The 19,316-nt window shown below is 63.3% G+C and carries 18 protein-coding genes; 4 read left to right on the forward strand and 14 right to left on the reverse strand.

What is annotated here, in order from left to right; all coding sequences use genetic code 11:
- Positions 1-16: 16 nt before the first annotated feature.
- Entirely contained in the window at positions 17-961 is a 945-nt protein-coding gene (locus CD932_RS08900) for a GlxA family transcriptional regulator (protein ID WP_094442327.1), read from the reverse strand.
- A gap of 202 nt (positions 962-1,163) precedes the next feature.
- On the opposite strand from CD932_RS08900, the gene CD932_RS08905 reads away from it, so the two are divergent.
- The 3 genes from CD932_RS08905 (at position 1,164) to CD932_RS08915 (ending at position 2,880) form a co-directional block, all read left to right on the forward strand.
- The gene (locus CD932_RS08905; protein ID WP_094442328.1) at positions 1,164-1,553 is read left to right on the forward strand and encodes a MarR family winged helix-turn-helix transcriptional regulator; all 390 of its coding nucleotides are present in this window, start codon (positions 1,164-1,166) and stop codon (positions 1,551-1,553) included.
- A gap of 43 nt (positions 1,554-1,596) precedes the next feature.
- Positions 1,597-1,881 carry a hypothetical protein gene (locus CD932_RS08910; protein ID WP_065307102.1) on the forward strand — a complete coding sequence of 95 codons (285 nt, stop codon included), beginning with the start codon at positions 1,597-1,599 and terminating at the stop codon, positions 1,879-1,881.
- A gap of 150 nt (positions 1,882-2,031) precedes the next feature.
- Positions 2,032-2,880, forward strand: coding sequence for an HDOD domain-containing protein (locus CD932_RS08915; protein ID WP_094442329.1), 849 nt, complete (start codon positions 2,032-2,034; stop codon positions 2,878-2,880).
- Here CD932_RS08915 and CD932_RS28745 read toward each other — a convergent pair.
- The 8 genes from CD932_RS28745 to queA all read right to left on the reverse strand — a co-directional run bounded on the left by CD932_RS28745 (position 2,877) and on the right by queA (position 10,505).
- Complete coding sequence (locus CD932_RS28745; RefSeq protein ID WP_176460917.1) at positions 2,877-3,038, reverse strand: hypothetical protein; 162 nt, start codon at positions 3,036-3,038, stop codon at positions 2,877-2,879. The two genes, CD932_RS08915 and CD932_RS28745, sit on opposite strands and share 4 nt — an antisense overlap.
- Positions 3,039-3,229: 191 nt before the next feature.
- Positions 3,230-3,880: a glutathione S-transferase family protein gene (locus tag CD932_RS08920; protein ID WP_254926530.1), complete on the reverse strand. Its 651-nt coding sequence runs from the start codon at positions 3,878-3,880 to the stop codon at positions 3,230-3,232.
- Between the two features lie 49 nt (positions 3,881-3,929).
- Positions 3,930-4,637 (reverse strand): YafY family protein, encoded by a 708-nt coding sequence (locus tag CD932_RS08925; protein ID WP_094442330.1) that lies wholly within the window; start codon positions 4,635-4,637, stop codon positions 3,930-3,932.
- Between the two features lie 69 nt (positions 4,638-4,706).
- The gene (gene secF / locus CD932_RS08930) at positions 4,707-5,729 is read right to left on the reverse strand and encodes a protein translocase subunit SecF (RefSeq protein ID WP_094442331.1); all 1,023 of its coding nucleotides are present in this window, start codon (positions 5,727-5,729) and stop codon (positions 4,707-4,709) included.
- Between the two features lie 91 nt (positions 5,730-5,820).
- Entirely contained in the window at positions 5,821-7,686 is a 1,866-nt protein-coding gene (gene secD, locus CD932_RS08935; protein WP_094442332.1) for a protein translocase subunit SecD, read from the reverse strand.
- 93 nt (positions 7,687-7,779) lie between these two features.
- On the reverse strand, positions 7,780-8,112 hold the full coding sequence (yajC, locus tag CD932_RS08940) for a preprotein translocase subunit YajC (protein WP_094442333.1): 333 nt from the start codon (positions 8,110-8,112) through the stop codon (positions 7,780-7,782).
- 196 nt (positions 8,113-8,308) lie between these two features.
- Entirely contained in the window at positions 8,309-9,448 is a 1,140-nt protein-coding gene (gene tgt / locus CD932_RS08945) for a tRNA guanosine(34) transglycosylase Tgt (RefSeq protein WP_094442334.1), read from the reverse strand.
- Between the two features lies 1 nt (position 9,449).
- On the reverse strand, positions 9,450-10,505 hold the full coding sequence (queA, locus tag CD932_RS08950; protein WP_094442335.1) for a tRNA preQ1(34) S-adenosylmethionine ribosyltransferase-isomerase QueA: 1,056 nt from the start codon (positions 10,503-10,505) through the stop codon (positions 9,450-9,452).
- Between the two features lie 175 nt (positions 10,506-10,680).
- Here queA and recG point away from each other — a divergent pair, with 175 nt between their 5' ends.
- Entirely contained in the window at positions 10,681-12,783 is a 2,103-nt protein-coding gene (gene recG / locus CD932_RS08955) for an ATP-dependent DNA helicase RecG (RefSeq protein ID WP_094442336.1), read from the forward strand.
- Between the two features lie 13 nt (positions 12,784-12,796).
- Here the strand turns inward: recG and CD932_RS08960 are convergent, their stop codons facing one another.
- From CD932_RS08960 to CD932_RS08975, 5 genes are read right to left on the reverse strand one after another with little or no spacing between them, the layout of a single operon-like run.
- Positions 12,797-16,138, reverse strand: coding sequence for a DEAD/DEAH box helicase (locus tag CD932_RS08960; protein WP_254926531.1), 3,342 nt, complete (start codon positions 16,136-16,138; stop codon positions 12,797-12,799).
- 12 nt (positions 16,139-16,150) lie between these two features.
- Complete coding sequence (locus CD932_RS29300) at positions 16,151-16,276, reverse strand: hypothetical protein (RefSeq protein ID WP_254926532.1); 126 nt, start codon at positions 16,274-16,276, stop codon at positions 16,151-16,153.
- Positions 16,273-17,484: an MFS transporter gene (locus tag CD932_RS08965; protein ID WP_094442337.1), complete on the reverse strand. Its 1,212-nt coding sequence runs from the start codon at positions 17,482-17,484 to the stop codon at positions 16,273-16,275. Before CD932_RS08965 ends, CD932_RS29300 begins: the two co-directional genes overlap by 4 nt.
- Positions 17,481-18,479: a Gfo/Idh/MocA family protein gene (locus tag CD932_RS08970; RefSeq protein WP_094443550.1), complete on the reverse strand. Its 999-nt coding sequence runs from the start codon at positions 18,477-18,479 to the stop codon at positions 17,481-17,483. Before CD932_RS08970 ends, CD932_RS08965 begins: the two co-directional genes overlap by 4 nt.
- Positions 18,480-18,514: 35 nt before the next feature.
- Positions 18,515-19,315: a DUF3025 domain-containing protein gene (locus tag CD932_RS08975; RefSeq protein ID WP_094442338.1), complete on the reverse strand. Its 801-nt coding sequence runs from the start codon at positions 19,313-19,315 to the stop codon at positions 18,515-18,517.
- Between the last annotated feature and the right edge of the window lies 1 nt (position 19,316).

Below are 19,316 nucleotides of genomic sequence, written 5' to 3' on the forward strand. Positions count from 1 at the left end.
AAAACCCTAGCGGCATCTAGCCTGGCGGCATCAATTTGCGTTGCCGCTCTTCGCGTGGCGTATTGCCGAACAGGGTGCCGAACGCCGTGGAAAAGTGCGATCCCGATGAAAAGCCGCACATCAGGCCGACTTGCACGATGGAATAGTGTGTATCGAGCAATAGTTGCCTTGAGCGCTGCAATCGCAACTCCAGGTAGTAGCGCGACGGCAGGCTGCCCAGGTATTGCTTGAACAAGCGTTCGAGCTGGCGCCGCGACAGGCCGACCAGGCTGGCGATATCGTCGGTTGACAGCGGTTCCTCGATATTGGTTTCCATCAAGGTCACGGCCTCGGACAGTTTCGGTTGCAGCACGCCGAAACGCGCCTGCAGGGCCACGCGCTGGCGCTCTTCCTTGCCGCGTACCTTGTCCACGCACAGCGCTTCCTTGACCAGGGCCTGGGCATCGGCGCCGAAAATGGTGTCGATCAGGGTCAGCGAAAAATCGATGCTGGCCGCGCCGCCGCAGCAGGTGATATGAGGACCGTCGATATCGAACAGGTGCGGCGTCAGGATGGCGCGCTCGGCCTTGGCCTCAGCATCGGCATACAGCGCCCATGGCAGGGCGATGCGCACGCCGTCCATCACGCCGGCGTCGGCCAGCCACAGCACGGCCGCGCCCACGCCGCCCCAGAACGGCGCCGAGCGGCAGCGTTCGATCACGGCGCGGCACAGTTCGGCTGGCAGCGGAGCCTCGGTTTCATCGGCCACCAGCAGCGCCAGATGCCAGTGGCCGACCTGGATAGCCGCTTGTTCGGGGGTGAGGATCTCCAGTTGCAGCGCCTGCGGGCCCAGCGCGCGCGCGCACAGGCGCAGCGGCTGCACCAGGCCGGCCCAGGTGATCGACTCGGCGTCGCCGGCATGGATCAGCAGCAAACGCAACGGTTTATCGAGGCCGATACGGGAGAGATTGGCAAAGGACATCGGCGGGCGCAGTCGGCTCTAAGCTGGAGTGCGGACATGATACCGGAGTTTGGGGGCGCCCAGCGGGGGCGCCGAGCCGTGGGGCGCCGAGTCCGCCATGATGCCACGCGTTTGGCGCACCGGAAAAAAGCGGGCCACAAGGCTATAATCACGGCCTATGGGTGAACGATATTTAAAAAGTATCCGGCTGCTGGCTGAGTGCATGCAAGGCTTCGAACGGTTTTCGAGCGACTTCGTGCGCCAGTACGGCCTGACGCATGCGCAGTTCGACATTATCGCCACGCTGGGCAATACTTGCGGCATGTCCTACAAGGAACTGGGGCAGAAAACCCTGATTGCCAAGGGCACGCTGACGGGGGTGATCGAGCGGCTGGAACAAAAGGGACTGGTCCGGCGCGAACGCTGCCCGCGCGACAAGCGTTCCTATTTCGTGCGCCTGAGCTGTGAAGGCGAGCAAGTGTTTCATGACGTGTTCCCCAAGCTCACCACGCAAGGGCAACGCCTGTTTGACGGCTATACCGAAGACGATTTCGTTCGACTGGAAACCACCCTGGCGGGACTGAAACAGGCCATTGCAAACGGCCACAGCTGAAAACTCATCAAGCAAGCATCTGAATATATCAAAGGAAACCAAGTTGAAAACCTCCCTGCTCGACGGCAAAAAACCTGCACATTTCGATAAACACATCATCGGCAACCTGCTGCTCAACGCCAGCACGCCGGAACTGGTACGCCAGGAAAAACTGATCATCGGCATCCGCAACGAAGACGGCGAAATCTACCGCCTGATCGGCGCCACCAAGCACAACAGTTTCATGAACGCGGTCGAGGAATTGTTCGACCTGGGCCTGACGGATGAACTGGAAGACAGCGACGAACTGGTCGAAGGCTGCGACGCCATTTTCAGTGAAGTGTTGTAAACCGTAAGGCTTGCAACATGGCCATGGCACGCCGGGTGCGGCATGGCCATGTTGCATGGATCAGGCGCTTGCTTGCTAAAAATGGCATGTTTGCGAAAAAATCAAGTTGAAAAAGTTCCGCACAGAAATATTGCGAGTATAATTTTTTCGATGAACAGACTCGACGCCTTTAAAAGTATCGCCGCATCAGCTGGCCGTGGCGAGCTCACTTTCCCCGCCAACGTGAACGCTTCGCTCAAGCTGCAGCAGGCGCTGGCCGATCCCGATTGCCATATCGAAGCGGCCGCCAAGCTGGTGCAGGCCGACCCGCTGCTGGCCGCGCGCACGGTGGCGATCGCCAATTCGGCCGCCTTCAACCGTTCCGGCGTCGACATTACCAGCGTGCGCAATGCGGTGCAGCGCCTCGGCGTGCGCACCTTGCAATCGGTGGTGGCCGCGCTGATCGTGCGCCAGCTGGGCAGCACCATCACCGACCCCATACTGCAGGCCAAGGCGGCCCAGCTATGGGAGCACACGGCCCATGTGGCGGCGCTGTCGCAGGTGATCGCGCGGCGCGTCACCCGTGTCGACGCCGATACGGCGCTGTTTGCCGGCATCATGCATGAAGTAGGCGGCTTTTATCTGCTCGCGCGCGCGGCCGAGTTTCCGGGTCTGCTCGATGGCGAACCGCAGGAATGGATCGAATATGGCGAGCAGGCCATCGGCCAGGGCGTGCTGACCAAGCTGAAAGTACCGGAAGCGGTGATGGGCGCCATCGCCTCGCTGTGGGAAGGCATGCGCGCCATTCCGCCCGAGTCGCTGGGCGACACCCTGCTGCTGGCCAACGACCTGGCCCCCGTTGCCTCACCGCTCAACGAAAACCCGGCCGCCATTGCCGTGCGCTCGGCCCGCGCCGCGCGCGGCATCGACTGCCTGATCGGCGGCCAGGAGACGCTCTCGAACATCCTGGCCGACGCCGACGAGGAAGTGCAGTCGCTGCTGCATGTGCTGGTGCATTAATCCTTCGTCACCGGCGCCACTGGCGCCGGTAACGGCTTGGCAGTCTCGACAATCAATACATGCTTGTCGATCGCCGGCGTGCGCTGCCGTTGCTGTACCACCAAGGTGGCAATCGCCTTTGTGCCGAGCAAGGGTTGGGGATGGCGGAACGTGAACATGGCGGTCCTGGTCGGTCAATGTGTGTTGCCTAAATGCAGGCAGTTATCAACTTTTCAAGCGGCACAAAAAAAAACCCGCTCGAAAGCGGGTAAAGTCCAAAGCTAGGGATGTCCTGAAAGAGACAGTACCATCTTATGTCCGCCCTCGCGCACGCTCCGTGCGTTGGCGCACTTAAAGCGACACGATCGCCTTACCACAGCGGATTGGTCTGCTGCCAGGCCGGCAGCTGCTGCACTCTGGCAAACCAGGCTTGCAGGTGTGCATACTGCGCCAGCGGCAATGCCACCTTCTCGCTGTACATCATCGGTGCGGCCAGGGCGAAGTCGGCCAGGCTGACGTTGTTGCCGCAGACCCAGCTGCGCCCGGCCAGATGATGGTCGAGCACCAGCGCGCATTCGGTCAGTTCGCGCTCGCCGCGCGCCACCTCCAGCGGATCGGCGTCGCCACCGCCCGTGATGCCCTTCCAGGCCCGCTCCCACGTCAATACGCCAATGGCGGGCGCGAAGTGCTGGGCACACCAGAACATCCAGCGGTCGATGTCGGCGCGCGCCTGGGGTTCTTCGGGATACACGGTCTGGCCCGGCGCTTTGCCGGCCAGGTATTGCATGATGGCGCACGACTCCCACAGCAAAAAGGCGCCATCGGCCAGCACCGGCACCTTGACGTTGGGGTTGAGCTCGGCCAGGCGGCGGCGGTCGTCCATGTTCATCAGGTCGACTTCGGCCAGTTCCACCGGCAGGTCAAGGTGGATCGCCGTCATCAGGGTACGGCGGGCGTTGGACGACATGGGGTTGTGATACAGGCGCATGATCATGGCTCCGGTCAGTGAAGAAGCCACCATGGTAAGAGCCGGCACTGACAGTTTTTGTCAGCAGAAAAAGCTAAGCAAGTTAACTTTCCGGCTCGATATCATACATCTTGCGCCACACGCCGAGCAGCTCGTGGCGCCGCTTCGGATAGCGTTCGCCGCTGTCCACGCTGGCGATGCGGTCGATGCGGAAATGGCGGTAGTCGCCGCGCAATTCGCACCAGGCGGCCAGCAGGCGCTTGCCTTCGAAATAGGCCAGCGCGAACGGCCAGACGGTGCGCGCGGTGGCGCTGCCGTGCTCGTCCTGGTAAGCGAGGGTCAGCTTGCATTCATGGCGGATCGCCTCGCGCACCGGCTGCACGAAGCGGTCGGCGGCAGCGTCGGCATCGGCCGCCCGGCCCAGCGGCACCCACAAGCTGGTCTCGGCGATGCTGTCGCGCAAGTCGCGCCGATCACTTGAACAGGCAGCGGCGATTTTTGCCAGCGCGGCGCTGGCCGCCTGCGCCAGCGCCGCATCGCCCTGGCGGCGCACCCAGCGCGCGCCCAGCACCAGCGCTTCGAGTTCATCGGCATCGAACATTAGCGGTGGCAAGAAGGTGCCGCGGCGCAGCAGATAGCCGACGCCGGCCTCGCCCTGCAGCGGCGCGCCCAGCTCGGCCAGGGTCTGGATATCGCGGTAGATCGTGCGTTCGGAAACACCGAGCTGCTGCGCCAGCTGGGCCGCCGTGACCGGCACCCGTTTGGCGCGCATGGCGTCCATCAATAGAAACAAGCGGCCGCTGCGGCTCATGATGCGCTCACCTGAAAAAAACGGCCACCTGCGGCGACCGTTCTGATGGTTCGGGGTACTGAAACCGGCTTACACCACGGCGCCGTCGGTTTCGTCTTTTTCCTTGACCGGCTTGATCAGGTCTTCGCGCTTCACGCCCAGCCACATGGCGATCGCCGCCGCCACGAACACCGACGAGTAAATGCCGAAGCAGATGCCGATGGTCAGCGCCAGCGCGAAATGGTGCAGGGTCTGGCCGCCGAAGACCAGCATCGACAACACCATCATCTGGGTCGAGCCGTGGGTGATGATGGTACGCGAAATGGTGCTGGTGATCGCACTGTCGATCACTTCATGCACGGAGGCCTTGCGCTGCTTGCGGAAGTTTTCGCGGATACGGTCAAAGATCACCACCGATTCGTTGACGGAATAGCCGAGCACGGCCAGGATCGCCGCCAGCACCGTCAGCGAGAATTCCCACTGGAAGTAGGCGAAGAAGCCCAGGATGATCACCACGTCGTGCAGGTTGGCAATAATCGCCGCGACGGCGTATTTCCATTCGAAGCGCACGGCCAGGTAGATCATTACAAACACGACAACCATTACCAGTGCGTTAAGGCCGTTCTGCGCCAGTTCCTCGCCCACTTGCGGGCCGACGAATTCGACCTTTTGCAGCAACACCGCTTCATTGCCGGCCGCGTCCATGCAGGCGCTCTTGATGACGTGCTCGCCCTTGTCGGTAACGGTATCGATGCCCTTGGTCGCGCCCTGCTCGACCTTGCACAGGGCGTCGAACACGCGCTGCGAGGTATTGGCGGCGGACACGCCTTTTTCCACCGGCAGGCGGATCATGACGTCGCGCGCCGTATCGAAGCTGGTCACGCCGGGCTCTTCATAGCCCATCTTGATCAGGGTGCTGCGGATGCTTTCCAGGTTGGCGGCCTTGGGGTACTTGACCTCCATCACCGTGCCGCCCTTGAACTCGACCGACAGGTGCAAGCCCTTGTGGAACAGGAAGAAGACGGCGGCCACGAAGGTCAGCGCCGAAATCACGTTGAAAATCAACGCATGGCGCATGAAGGGAATATCTTTTTTGATCCGGAAAAATTCCATGAAATCCTCTGAGTTCTGTTCTGTGCGTCCGGCGGCATGGCCACCGGACGCTATCGCTGTTGACGCTATGTAGGCAGGGCCGGGGCGCCGCTTACTTGCTGGTGCCCGGTACCCAGACCGTGCCGATCGACAGGCCGGTCAGCTTTTTCTTGCGGCCATACCAGAGGTTGACCACGCCGCGCGACACAAAGACGGAGGAGAACATCGAGGTCAGGATGCCCAGGCAATGCACGACGGCGAAGCCGCGCACCGGACCGCTGCCGAAGGCCAGCAGCGCCAGGCCGACGATCAGGGTGGTCACGTTCGAATCGAGAATCGTGGCCCAGGCGCGGTCGAAACCGGCGGAAATGGCCGCCTGCGGCGTGCTGCCGGCGCGCAGTTCTTCACGGATACGCTCATTGATCAGCACGTTGGCGTCAATCGCCATGCCCAGCGCCAGCGCAATGGCGGCAATACCAGGCAAGGTCAGGGTGACCTGGATCATCGACAGCAGGCCGATCAGCAGCAACAGGTTGGAGGCCAGGGCCAGCACGCTGAAAGCGCCAAACAGCATGTAGTAGGCGATCATGAAGATGGCGATGGCGATAAAGCCATACAAGGTCGAGTGGAAGCCCTTGGCGATATTTTCAGCGCCCAGTTGCGGTCCGATGGTGCGTTCTTCGATGACCGTCATCGGCGCCGACAAGGCGCCCGAACGCAGCAGCAGCGACAGTTCGTTGGCGTTTTCGGCGCCGCCCATGCCGGTGATCTGGAAGCGCGAACCGAGTTCCTGCTGGATGGTGGCGACCGACAAGACTTCCGGCTTGCCTTTTTCAAACAGCACGATGGCCATGCGCTTGCCGACTTTTTCACGGGTCGCTTCGCGCATCTTGCGGCCACCGTCGCCGTTCAGGTCGATCGACACGGCCGCCTGCTGGTTCTGGTCAAAGCTGGCGGTGGCGCTGGAGATATAGTCGCCCGTCAGGATCACGTCTTTCGACAGCACGACCGGCACGCCCTTGCCGACGGTGAACAGTTCGGAGTTGAACGGAATTGCGCTCGACAGCTCGGTACCGGGCACGATGGTCTCGTCGACCAGGCGCACTTCCAGGGTGGCGGTGCGGCCGATGATGGCTTTCGCGCGAGCCACGTCCTGCACGCCCGGCAACTGCACCACGATGCGGTCGGGACCTTGCTGCTGGATCAGCGGCTCGGCCACGCCCAACTCGTTGACGCGCTTGGACAGGGTCGAAATATTCTGTTTGACGCCTTCATCGATGGTGGCTTTCAGGGCCGCCGGTTTCAGGGTGATGGCCAGTTTCAGGTCGCTGCCGGCGCCGGTATCGGCAAACGTCAGTTCGCTCATCTGGTCGGACAGGGCATTTTTTGCCTTCAGGCGCGTATCGGCGTCACGGAAATTGATTTCAATGCTGTCGCCCACGCGGTCGATGCCGGCGTGGCGGATATTCTTGTCACGCAGGATGCTGCGCGAAGCGGACTGGATGCCCTGCACTTTCTTGGTCAGCACGGCTTTCGAATCGACCTGCATCAAAAAGTGCACGCCGCCGCGCAAGTCCAGGCCCAGGAACATCGGCAAGGCATGCAGTTTCTGCATCCACATCGGGGTATTGGCTTGCAGGTTGACCGTCACGATGTACGCGGGGTCGCTGGCGTCGGTGTTCAGATCCTTTTCCAGCACCAGTTTTGCCTTGAACTGGGTATCGGGATCGGCGAAACGCACGCGCACGGAGGCCAGATTGCCGGCGCCATCCATGGTGACACCTTCCGACTTGATGCTTTCTTTCGTCAATATCTGACCGACTTGCGTCATCAGGTCGCTCGTTACCTTGACGGTCGACCTGCCGCTGGTGACTTGCAACGCCGGTGATTCACCGAAATAATTGGGCGCCGTATAGAGTGCACCCAGCAACAGGGCGACGGCGATAAGGATGTATTTCCAGGCAGGATAGCGATTCATATTGATTCAGCGTTCAGTGTTGAGCGTCGGAGGCGTCGAAGGCAGCACATCGGGCGGCGGGTAGCCGCCCGTATCACATCATGACGACAGTAATTACAGCGCCTTCAGGGTGCCTTTTGGCAGCAAGGTGGTAATGGAGCTCTTCTGCACCATGATTTCGGTGCCGCTGGCCACTTCGATGGTGACGTAAGCGTCCACTACCTTGACAACACGGCCCAGCATGCCGCCGGAGGTAACGACTTCGTCACCCTTGGCCAGCGCGTCCATCATCGCCCGTTGTTCTTTGGCGCGTTTTTGCTGTGGGCGGATCATCAGGAAATACATGACCACGAACATCAATACCAGCGGCAAGAAGCTGGTCAGGTTGCCGCCGAGGCCCAGGGCATCGGTAGGGGCTTGCGCGTAAGCGTTGGAAATGAAAAACACGGTGACTCCAGTTCTAATCAGTTTGGAAAAATAGCGCTGTATTCTAGCATCGGCTGTCGTCCACTCTGCCCAAATGCAGGCATGGCAGCTTCAAATGGGGCTAAAAAGGCATTATGCAATGCTTTCCCGCCCCAAACCAAGCGGCAAGACAGAAATCATGCGAGCAGGCCGGTGTGAGGCGGGTTCTAAGCAATTCTTAAGTTCCGCGTGCGCGTTCTGCATGGAACTGCACGGTAAATGCGTGGAAACGGTCTTCATCGAGCGCCTCGCGCATCTGGCGCATCAGGTCCAGATAGTAATGCAGGTTGTGGATGGTATTGAGGCGCGCGCCGAGAATTTCCTTGGAGCGGTGCAGGTGGTGCAGGTAAGCGCGCGAAAAGTTGCGGCAGGCGTAGCAGCCGCAGGTTTCGTCGAGCGGCGCCTGGTCTTCCTTGTACTTGGCGTTCTTGATCTTGATATCGCCAAAACGCGTAAACAGCCAGCCATTCCTCGCATTACGGGTCGGCATCACGCAGTCGAACATATCGATGCCGTTCGAAACACCGGCCACCAGGTCTTCCGGCGTGCCGACGCCCATCAGGTAGTGCGGCTTGTTGGCCGGCAGGCGCGGGCCGACGTGGGCCAGCATGCGCATCATGTCTTCCTTCGGCTCGCCCACCGACAGGCCGCCGATGGCGATGCCGGGGAAATCGATCTCTTCGAGCCTGGCCAGCGACTCGTCGCGCAGCATTTCGAACATGCCGCCCTGCACGATGCCGAACAGCGCGTTCGGGTTTTCGCCACGCTCGAATTCGTCCTTCGAGCGTTGCGCCCAGCGCAGCGACATGCGCATCGACTTGGCCGCTTCTTCAAGGGTGGCCGGGCGGCCGGCAATTTCATAGGGCGTGCATTCGTCGAACTGCATCACGATGTCGGAATTCAAGACACGCTGCACCTGCATCGACACTTCCGGCGACAGGAACAATTTGTCGCCATTGATCGGCGAATTGAAATGCACGCCCTCTTCCGTGATCTTGCGCATGGCGCCCAGGGAAAACACCTGGAAGCCGCCGGAGTCCGTCAGGATCGGCTTGTTCCAGCCCATGAAGCCGTGCAGGCCGCCGAATTTTTCCATCACGGTATTACCGGGGCGCAGCCACAGGTGAAACGTGTTGCCAAGGATAATCTGCGCGTCGATCTCGTTGAGTTCCAGCGGCGACATGGCTTTCACGGAACCGTAAGTGCCCACTGGCATGAAGATCGGCGTCTGCACGACGCCGTGGTTCAGTTTCAAGGTGCCGCGGCGGGCGTGGGTCAACCCGCTTGTATCGGTCTTGAGTAGGGTAAATTCCAGCATGTCAGTCTTTCACGGAAGGGGTGATATTCAACGCAGCGCGCGATTGCGTGGTGAGCAGCATCGCGTCGCCATAGCTGAAGAAACGGTAATGTTGCGCGATCGCATGCGCGTAGGCGCGGCGGATCGGTTCATAGCCGGCAAAGGCCGACACCAGCATCAGCAGGGTCGACTTGGGCAAATGGAAGTTGGTGATCAGGCGCGTGACGGTCTTGAATGCATAGCCGGGCGTGATGAACAGGGCCGTGTCGGCGCTGCCCGCTTGCAACTGCCCGCCTTGCGAGGCCGATTCCAGCGCGCGCAGGCTGGTGGTGCCCACAGCCACCACGTCGCGGCCGGCCGCCTGCGTGGCGCGCACGGCGTCCACCGTTTCCTGCGGCATGGTGTACCACTCGGTATGCATCTTGTGCTCAGCCAGCACTTCGGTGCGCACCGGCTGGAAGGTGCCGGCGCCCACGTGCAAGGTCACGTAGGCGAAGTTGACGCCCTTCGCTTTCAGCTGGTCGAGCAGGGCCTGGTCGAAATGCAGGCCGGCCGTCGGCGCGGCCACCGCGCCCGGCACCTTGTTGAACACGGTTTGATAACGCGTTTCGTCGAAGGCGTCAGCGTCGTGCTCGATATACGGCGGCAGCGGCAGGCGGCCATGCGCTTCAATCAGTTCGAACACATCGGCTTCGAAGTGCAAGGTGAAAAATTCGCCGGCGCGCTGGCCGACCGTGACGTCAAAGGCGTCGGCCAGGCGGATACGGCAACCCGGCGGCGGCGACTTCGAGGCGCGCACCTGGGCCAGCACGGTGCGCTCGTCGAGCACGCGCTCGACCAGGGCCTCGATCTTGCCGCCGCTTTCCTTGACGCCAAAGAAACGCGCCTTCAACACGCGCGTGTCGTTCATCACCAGCAGGTCGCCGGCCTGCAGCAGATCGACGATATCGGCAAAGCGGCGGTCGACCACGGCGTCGCCGTCCAGGTGCAACAGGCGCGAAGCGCTGCGCTCGGCCAAAGGAGTTTGCGCAATATTTTCTTGCGGCAAATTGAAATCGAAATCGGAAAGCGAATACATGCGTTTTGCTTGAAAAGTACGTAACAATGATTAGGAGTGCGCAATGCGGCGTGTGGCACTATACTGTGCGCCTATACAGGCATTACAATAATCCGCCGCAAGATTGTCTGCGCGGTACGCACGGGGTGTGCCGGACAACCCTCTATTTTACGCTAGCGGCAGCAAAATCTCTTATATGCCTGATCAAAAGCAAGATCTACCGCCAGCAACGAAGCCCGCGCCCAAGCCCAAAGCCGTCAAAAAAGTGGTCAGCACGGAAACCAGGCTGGCCAGGCTGGGCTTGCACACCGATATGGACCTGGTGCTGCACCTGCCGATGCGCTACGAAGACGAAACCAGGATCTACACGATACGCGATGCCTGTTTGCATGGTGGCGAGTCGTGGCAGGTCGAAGGCGTGGTCACCCGGTGCGAGGTCAGCTTCAAGCCGCGCAAGCAATTGCTCGTCACCATCGCCGATGAGACGGGCGAGTTGCTGCTGCGCTTCATGAATTTCTACGGCAGCCAGGTCAAGCAATTGGCCGAAGGCACGCGGGTGCGCGCACGCGCCGAGCTCAAGCACGGTTTTTTCGGCGCCGAGATGGTCCATCCGGTCTACAAGGTGGTCAATGAAGGCGCGCCGCTGCCGACTGCCCTGACGCCCGTCTATCCGTCCGGCGAAGGCCTGTCGCAGCACGTGCTGCGCCGCGAGATTGCCGAGGCGATGAAGCGCATCGACTGGACCGACACCCTGCCCGACTCCCTGCTGCGCCAGATGCAGCTGTCACCATTCCAGGCGGCCGTGCGGCTGTTGCACTATCCGCCGCAGCAGATCGACGAAAGCGCGCTGATGGACCGCTCGCACCCGGCCTGGGTGCGCATGAAGTTCGATGAACTGCTGGCCCAGCAGCTGTCCTTGAAACGCGCCCAGTACGCGCGCCGCTCGAAGGGCGCCGCCGCCCTGCCGTTCGTCGGCAGCCTGTCCCATGCATTCCAGGCCGCGCTGCCGTTCCGGCTGACCGGCGCGCAGGCGCGCGTGCTCGACGAAATCCGCGCCGACCTGCGCCAGCCGTATCCGATGCAGCGACTGCTGCAGGGGGACGTGGGCAGCGGCAAGACGGTGGTGGCGGCCCTGTCGGCCACACAGGCCATCGACAGCGGCTACCAGGCCGCGCTGATGGCGCCGACCGAGATCCTGGCCGAGCAGCACTTTCGCAAGATCGCCGCCTGGATGGAGCCGCTGGGCGTGAAGGTGGCGTGGCTGACGGGCAGCCTGAAAAAGAAGGAAAAGACGGCGGCGCTGGCCCTGATCGAATCGGGCGAGGCGCAGCTGGTGATCGGCACGCATGCGCTGATCCAGGACAACGTGCAGTTCTCGAAACTGGGCCTGGTGATCGTCGACGAGCAGCACCGCTTCGGCGTCGGCCAGCGCCTGACCCTGCGCAACAAGGGCGACAGCGCGGCCGTGCCGCACCAGCTGATGATGTCGGCCACGCCGATCCCGCGCACCCTGGCCATGACCTATTACGCCGACCTGGAAGTGTCGGTGATCGACGAGCTGCCGCCCGGGCGCAGCCCGATCGTCACGCGCGCCATCGACCAGAACCGGCGCGACGAAGTGATCGCCCGCGTGTATGCGGCCGCGCTGGAAGGCCGGCAGGTGTACTGGGTCTGTCCGCTGATCGAGGAATCGGAAGCGCTGCAGCTGCAAACGGCCACCGACACCCACATGATGCTGGCCGAGGCGCTGCCCGCGCTGCAGGTAGGCCTGGTGCACGGCCGCCTGAAGCCGGCCGAAAAACAGGAAGTGATGGACGCATTTATCGCCGGCCAGCTGCACGTGCTGGTGGCCACCACCGTGATCGAGGTGGGCGTCGACGTGCCGAACGCCTCCCTGATGGTGATCGAGCACGCCGAGCGTTTTGGTTTGTCGCAGTTGCACCAGCTGCGCGGGCGCGTCGGTCGCGGCACGGCCGCCAGCGTCTGCCTGCTGCTGTACCAGGGCCCGCTGGGCGGCGTGGCGCGCCAGCGTTTGATGACCATGCGCGAAACCACGGACGGCTTTGAAATCGCGCGCCGCGACCTGGAAATCCGCGGCCCCGGCGAATTTCTCGGCGCGCGCCAGTCCGGCCAGGCCATGCTGCGCTTCGCCGACCTGGAAACCGACCAGTGGCTGGTGGACCAGGCGCGCGACGTGGCGCACGAGCTGCTGCGCGCCACCACGCCCGCCAGCGCCGCCACCGTGGAAGCGCACCTGGCGCGCTGGCTCGGTAACAAGGAAGAGTTTTTGAAGGTGTAGCCAGCTGGTGTAATCAATGCATCGGCAAGGGCGCGAAAATCGCCTGCAAGTCGTCCTGCGTGACGGCCAGCGTCTGCGCCGGACCGTCGGCCAGCACCGCATCGGCCAGCTCGGCCTTGCGGCGCTGCATGTCCTGGATTTTTTCTTCCAGCGTGCCCCGGGCGATCAGCTTGTAGACGAACACCGGCTTGTCCTGGCCAATGCGCCAGGCGCGGTCGCTGGCCTGGTTTTCGGCCGCCGGGTTCCACCAGGGGTCGTAGTGAATGACGGTATCGGCGGCCGTCAGGTTCAGGCCCACGCCGCCCGCTTTCAGGCTGATCAGAAAAACCGGCACGGCGCCCTGCTGGAATGCGTCGACCTGCGCTGCGCGGTCGCGCGTCTCGCCGGTCAGCAGGGCGTAGGCAATGGCGCGCTCGCGCAGCTGCGCTTCGATCAGCGCCAGCATGCTGGTAAATTGCGAAAACACCAGCACCTTGCGCCCTTCGTCCAGCAGGGACTCGAGCATGTCCATCAATTCGGCCAGCTTGGCCGACGGCGCCGCGCCCTTTTTAACCGCGCCGGCCAGCAGGCGCGGATCGCAGCAGACCTGGCGCAGCTTGAGCAAGGCGTCGAGGATCACGATCTGGCTGCGCGCCAGGCCCTTGGCGGCAATCGCCGCGCGCACTTTCGCATCCATCGCCAGGCGTACCGTTTCGTACAGGTCGCGCTGGGCGCCGGCCAGTTCGACTTCACGCACCATCTCTGTCTTGGGCGGCAAGTCGCTGGCCACCTTGTCCTTGGTGCGGCGCAACAGGAAAGGCTTGATGCGGCGTATCAAAAAGGCGTTGCGCGCGCTGTCGCCCAGTTTTTCTATTGGTTTACGAAATTCGGCATTGAAGCTTTTTTCGTCGCCCAGCAGCCCCGGCATCAGAAAATGGAACTGCGACCACAGCTCGCCCAGGTGATTCTGCAGCGGCGTGCCGGTCAGGCACAGGCGGTGCGTGGCCTGCAGCAGGCCGGCCGTTTGCGCCGCTTTGGAGCGGCTGTTCTTGATATATTGCGATTCATCGAGAATCAGCAGATGGAAGCGCTGGCCGCGCAGCGTTTCCTCGTCGCGCGGCAGCAGCGCGTAGGTGGTCAGCACCAGATCGTATCGCCCCATCGTGTCGAAGTGCTGCGCCCGCTGCGCGCCGTGCAGCAGCAATACCCGCAAGCCGGGCGCAAAGCGCTTTGCTTCGGCCTGCCAGTTGCCCATCAAGCTGGTCGGCGCCACCACCAGCGCCGGCGCGATCAATCGTCCCGCTTCTTTTTCCAGCAGGATGTGGCACAAGGTCTGGATGGTTTTGCCCAGCCCCATGTCGTCGGCCAGGATGCCGGCCAAGCCGTACTCGCGCAGGAACTGCATCCACGCCACGCCTTCGGCCTGGTAAGGACGCAGCGACGCTTGCAGGCCGGCCGGCGCGGCCACCTGGGCGATGCCGTCGAACGCGCGCAACTTCGCGCCCAGCTGGCGCAGCCGCTCGCCGCCGGTCCAGCGCAGCTGCGCCCCGGCTTCCAGTTCGGCCAGGCGCGCCGCGTCCAGCACCGGCAGGCGCATGCCGGCGCCGATGCGGTCCTTGAAATACAGTTCGCCCAAGGCATGCAAAATCGGCTTGACGCGGCGCCACGGCAGCGCCACCGTGGCGCCGCCGGGCAAGCTGGCCATCAGGTGCCCGGCATCGTCGTGCAGGGCCAGCGCCTGCGCATTGAAGTTGTCGGGCGCCGCGCGTATCAGTTGCAGCAGCACCGGCAGCAAGGGCACGCGCTGGCCGTCCACCACGATGCCCAGTTCCAGCTCGAACCAGGCGTTGCCGCCGTCGCCCTCCTCGGCCACGTCGGCATACCAGTCATCGATCGCCGCCAGGTCGTAGCGGTAGCCGGGGCCGTAGTCGACCAGCCAGCCCTGCTGGCGCAAGGCCGGCACGCCCTGCGCCGCGAAATCGATCCAGGCCGCTTCGTCCGGCAGTTGCAGCACGCCGGCCATCGCATGCAGCGGCGAGGCGGTGGCGGCGGCGGCAAAGCCCAGCGCTTGCAAAGTGGCCATGGCCATCTTTTCCGCAGCGGCATCGCGCGTGATCGTCTCCTTGCCGCTGGCGCCATGGCGCTGCAGTTTTTGCGCCGTGTCGGCGGACGCGCGCAGGCCATCATAATCAAACGCCAGCAGCGCGAAATCGTGCGGCGGCGCGCCAGCGGTATCGCTGTCCACGCTGCCGAGCAACAGGAAAGGACGTGCCGCGATGTCGCTGCGGACGATCTTGCGCAAGGGCGGTGGTGGTGCAATCGCCTGCTCCAGTCCCTGCGACGCCAGCTCGCGCGCCAGCAAGGCGCGCTGTTTGCCGGCCACGCGCGGCGCGCTGGCCACCAGCACCTGCAATTCCTGAGGCGCCATGCTGGCCAGGCTGTCCGGCAAGGCCAGCGGTCCGATGTCCGCCCCCCGCACGTATAGCGCAGGCTGGGTCGCCAGGACATGGTCGAACGGCGCGCCATCGTCCGTGTGCCAGCGCAGCATCACACTGTCGTCTTCTTGCACGGCCCAGGCCAGGTACGCCTTGCGCGTCTCGGCCGCCAACAACGGCGTCAGCTGCCCATTTTTCAGGTCCTCGTGCGTGGCAGCGCGAAACAGGCGCTGCTCTTGAGGCAAACGCTGCAACAATTCGGCACCGATGGCGCCACGTACTTCCGCCACGGCACTGGAAAATTCCATGCTGCCACGCAGCAGGAAGAACAGATGTGCCGCATAACGGTCTTCCTGCGTCATGTAGGCGGGCGGATAATGGCGAATGTCATGCAGATTGGCCAGCACCGTGGCCGATGCGATCGCACCTCCCCCGCGCAGGCGAGCCCGGCACAGCAACAGATCCAGACGACCGGCAGGATTGGGCATCAGCACATACACCAGCCGGTACATGGCTTGCGCCGTGGCGCCTGCGCTTCTGATGGCCGGCTTGGTGGCGATAGCCTGCGCCATTTTTTTTAACCAGGAAGCGAGCTGTGGCGGCGTGCCGTCAGCGGCCATGGCGGTGGGCGGCGGCGGCGCCAGTTCCAGGTAGCGCAGCAAGACCGCCACCACATGCTTGCAGTTGTAATCCATGGGACAGCTGCAATCGCCCTCGACACGCACCCCGCGCGCGGCGGGCGCAATGCGTATGGTTTGCCGGTAGCTTTGCCCGCTGCTGCCGCTGACCTTGCCCTTGATGGCGTCGCCCTCGACCTTAACAGAACGCACCATGCCGCGCTGCGCATAGCCGCGCCCGCGGCTCAGGGTGCCGCTATCGAAACAGGTGGCGACATCGTCGGCAGTAAACGCCATGATGCCGTGGTCAGAAGGTTTTTTCATCAGACTTACAATCTACAAACATATCCAGAAACGATTGGCCAGGTCCAGCATGAAGTCTGGCCGCAAATAGGCCATGAACACTGCGGCCAGCACCACCGCGCCGGCCATGCGCCACAGCCATGTGCGCCGCGTGCTCATGACGCCGCCACCGGGCGCGGCGCGGCGCGCTCGTCGATCGGCAGGTTGATCAGGGCCGCCAGCAGGCCCAGGCCGATGGTGATGAGCCACACGGCGCTGTAATTGCCCATGCGCTCGTACAAAAAGCCGCCGAGCCAGGCGCCCAGAAAACTGCCGACCTGGTGCGAAAAGAAGACCATGCCGGCCAGCATCGACAGGTGCTTGACGCCGAAGATGCCGGCGATAATGCCGTTCGTCAGCGGCACCGTCGACAGCCACAGCACGCCCATGCCGGCGGCGAACAGGTACACCGACCAGGCCGACAGGGGCGCGAGCAGGAACAGGCCAATGACGGCCGCGCGCGCCAGGTAGATCGCCGACAGCAGATGGCGCTTGGCGAATTTGCCGCCCAGCTTGCCCGCGTAGTAGGAGCCGAAAATATTGAACAGGCCGATCAGCGCCAGCGCCGTCACCGCGATATTCGGATTCATCAGGCCCTGGTCTTTCAAATACGCCGGCAAGTGCACGCCGATAAAGACCAGCTGGAAGCCGCACACGAAATAGCCGGCCAGCAGCAGCCAGAACGAACGGTTGCCGATCGCCTCGCCGAAGGCTTCGCCGATGCTTTGCTGCGCGCCGCCAAGATGCGTGGCGGGCGGCTCGCGCAGCCAGAAGGCCATCGGGACCATGGCCGCCACCACCAGCGCGGCCAGCGTAAAGAAGGCGTTTTGCCAGCCGATGGCGGAAATGAGCTGCTGCTCGATCGGCATCATCAGGAACTGGCCAAACGACCCCGCCGCCGACGAAATGCCGAAGGCCCACGAGCGCTGCTCGGGCGGCGCGCTGCGCCCAACGATGCCGCTGATGGCGCCAAACGCCGTGCACGCCAGCGCCAGACCGATGAACACGCCCGAGCCGATAATGAACAGGGTCGGTTCCGTCACCAGCGCCATCCAGACCAGGCCGGCCATATAGCTGATGGCGCCGACGATCACCACGCGCATGGTGCCATAGCGGTCGGCCGCCATGCCGGCGAACGGTCCAAAGACGCCCCACATCAGGTTTTGCAGGGCCATCGCCAGCGAATAGGTTTCGCGCGTCCAGCCATTGGCTTGCGAGATCGGCTGCATCCAGAAACCGAGGCCATGGCGCACGCCCATCGCCAGCGTCAGGACCACGCCGCTGGCGATCAGCACGGTTTTCAGGCTCGGGCGTGTAGCGGCATTCATGGCGCCACCCTGCGGTCAGCGTCGTACACCAGCCCGACCTGCTCGCGCATGGTGTCGAGCACTTTCATCAGCGCCAGCGTTTCCGCGTGCGGCATCACATCGCTTTCCGGCAGCCCGGCGCGGATGCAGCGCATCGCTTCGAGCGCTTCGTGCGTGTAGCCATTGCCGATAAAGGGAGCGGCCACCACGCGGCGCTCGCCGTGCATGGGCTCGACGATCAGGTGATCGGGTTTGTAGAAGCGGCCCGGCAGGCGGATGCGGCCCAGGGTGCCGGTGATGGTCAGTTCGGTCGGGCTCAAGACGCGCATGCTGCAGGCGCAGGACGAACTGCCGCCGCCTTCATGCAGCAGGCTGAACACCGCCTGCTCGTCAACGCCGGTCGGCCCCATTTCGGCCAGGGTTTGCACCTGCGTGACGGGGCCGAGAAAGAAGGCGGCCATCGACAGCGGATAGATGCCGATGTCGAGCAGCGCGCCACCGCCAAGCAGCGGGTTGAGCAAGCGGTGCTCGGGCGGAAAACTGGCGACAAAGCCGATATCGGCCTGCAGTTGTTGGACCTGGCCGATGGCGCCGCTGGCGATCAGGCGCCGCGCTTCCTGCACCGCCGGCAGAAAGCGGCTCCACATGGCTTCCATCAAAAACAGCTTTTTTTCGCGCGCCAGTTGGATCACGCTTTGCGCTTCGCGCGCGTTCATGGTGAACGGCTTTTCGCACACCACATGCTTGCCCGCGGCCAGGCACATCAGGGCGTTTTGCGCATGCAGGGTATGTGGCGTGGCGATATAGATCACGTCGACACCGGCGTCGTCGGCCAGCGCCTGGCAGGAATCATGGCAACGTTCGATGCCAAACTGTGCGCCGAACCGCTGGCCGCTCTCAAGACTGCGCGACGCCACCGCCGCCAGCTGCGCGCCGGGCAGCTCGCCCAAGGCCGCCGCCATCGACTGCGCGATCTTGCCGGTACCGAGTATGCCCCACCGTATCACCTGCTCCATGCCGGTCCTTTCGCGCTGCTGCGCTGTGTTGGTTTTCATGCGGCTTTGCGCTTCGGGCGGAAAACCGCCGTGTCGCCATAAAACCGCGCATCCTGTTCTGGCCACCAGCCGGGAATGCCCAGCACCGGCAAGGGCGTGAAATCGGCCGTGCTCAAGCCTTGTTGCGCCAGGTCATGCGCCACTTTTGCATCGAGCCAGACACGCCGTTCCCTGTCGTCCAGCGCAAAGTAGTCGTCACCGGCAAACACCACGCGCGTGTGCGCCGTGATGGCCTTGTAGGGCGCCACCAGTTTTTCCATCAGCGCGTGGCCGAACAGCCAGACGTCGGCGTCGCCTTTGGCGCCAAACTGTGCGCGCTGGTCGACAAACACGCCCTGCCAGTCATGCGCGCGCAAGGCTGCGTCCAGCGCATGGCCGGCCTGGCTGTCGCGCAGCACCAGCAGCGCCGAATTTTCGTCAAAAATCGTCGCGCCATCGCGCGCCGGCCCGCGCGATTTGCCGACACCCGACAAGGCGATCTGCGCCGCCTGCAAGGCGTTCAATTGCCGCTTGATCAGCGGGAAAGTGAGCCAGACGAGGGCGTTGAAAAAGTCGTGCAGATTGTCGCGCGTGGGCACGCCGCCGGTGGCACCGATAAACGCTTCATACGCCACGCCTTCGGGCAAGTCCGCTTGCGGCACAAAGCCCAGCGGCAGGCCAGATGGGTTGCGCAGGTCCAGCGCGCGCGCCTGCAGATTCAACGCTTCGATGACCGCATGGCGCTGCAAGTCCAGCCGCCCCCGCGCCGGCAGCACCGTGGCGTACCAGGGCCGGGTCCAGTCTATCGATGGCAGCATG

The sequence above is a fragment of the Janthinobacterium sp. PC23-8 genome, from assembly GCF_002250505.1.
In the GTDB taxonomy this organism is placed as follows: domain Bacteria; phylum Pseudomonadota; class Gammaproteobacteria; order Burkholderiales; family Burkholderiaceae_D; genus Janthinobacterium.